The organism is Shewanella vaxholmensis (genome assembly GCF_031932135.1).
In the GTDB taxonomy this organism is placed as follows: Bacteria; Pseudomonadota; Gammaproteobacteria; order Enterobacterales; family Shewanellaceae; genus Shewanella; species Shewanella hafniensis.
Genome location: NZ_JAUOEV010000047.1, coordinates 1 through 1373, shown reverse-complemented (window position 1 = coordinate 1373; position 1373 = coordinate 1). Strand labels below are relative to the sequence as shown.

The window sequence follows — 1373 nt, the reverse complement described above, 5'->3', positions numbered from 1 at the left end:
GTTGAACGATCTTTCAAGGGCTTCATAATCAGCCGCAACCTAAGTTGCGGCTGATTTTTTTATGTCTGAATTTTCTAAAGAGCTACTCGTTACTGCTGAATTTTGCCAATCGCGGGATATTGATGTATTCGCCAAACATGTTCCCATGGATTGGGTGGCTGAGGCTGTGCAACAAACTGGCAGGGCATCACTTCGAACCCGCCGTTTCCCTGCAGAGCAAGCTGTTTGGTTGGTTCTAGGCATTGGTTTGATGCGTAACCGCTCGATTCAGCAAGTCTGTGATACGCTCTCACTGGCGTTTCCCGACGCCAAGGGGGAGCTCCCGCCACTGGCGACCAGTAGCATCATCAAAGCCAAAGAAAAGTTGGGTTCAGAGCCCATGCGTTATTTGTTCAAAACAACCGCTGCACTGTGGGAAACACAGTGCGAATTTGATGAGATTGCTGGATTGAAATTGCTCAGTGTTGATGGGACGTATTTTAAGACGCATAACACTGAAGAAAACCATCACTTTGGCTTTGCACAAAGCACGGCTTCTTTTCCCTCTGTGCTGGCGGTCACCTTAATGTCTACTCGCAGCCACTTACTTTCTGATGCGGCTTTTGGGCCTGTTACCCACAGTGAAATTCACTATGCACAGCAATTGGTTGGCTCAGCTCCCGAGAATTCGCTCACATTGTTTGACCGTGGGTTTATGTCTGCCGAATTGCTCATCAGCTGGCAAGGAAGTGGTGCAAACACCCATTGGTTAACCCCGATAAAGTCTAAGACCCGCTATCAAATTATCGAGTCATTCTCAGAGTATGACCATCTGGTTGAGATGCCGGTATCACCCCAAGCTAAACAGCAAGCGCCTTATCTGGGGGAGTGCTGGCAAGCCCGCCTTATCCTTATTCCGTCACCCAAAGGTGATATCAAAGGGGTTATCACGTCATGTCTATGCCCCAACACTTATCCAGTGAACGATTTGCTCAATGTGTATTGGCAGCGATGGGAGATAGAGAGGGGTTATGGTGAGCTAAAGCAATATCAACTGGAAAATAAACCTGTCCTGCGCAGTAAGAAGAAGGATGGGGTGTATCAAGAATTATGGGGGATCTTGACGACCTACAATATTGTTCGGCTAGAGATGGCCGCAATGGCAGTGCAGCATAAAGTTGAACCACAGAGGATAAGTTTCATTAATGCCCTGTTTTTAATACAGGATGAGTTTGGTTGGAGCGACAGAGGAAGTCCAGGAGCGATCCCACAGCACTTAAAACGACTGAGGGAAAATGGCAAGAGGTTGATTTTACCCCCGAAGAGGAAGCGGCCCAGCTATCCGCGTGTGGTGCTAAAGAAAACGGTGAAATATCCAAATAAAAATGCCACTC

General features: G+C 47.6%; 1 protein-coding gene. It reads left to right on the top strand.

Going from position 1 to position 1373, the window contains the following annotated elements; genetic code table 11:
* Nucleotides 1-61 precede the first annotated feature (61 nt).
* On the top strand, nucleotides 62-1373 hold a 1312-nt coding region (locus Q4Q46_RS21275), incomplete at its 3' end, for an IS4 family transposase (protein ID WP_311907012.1).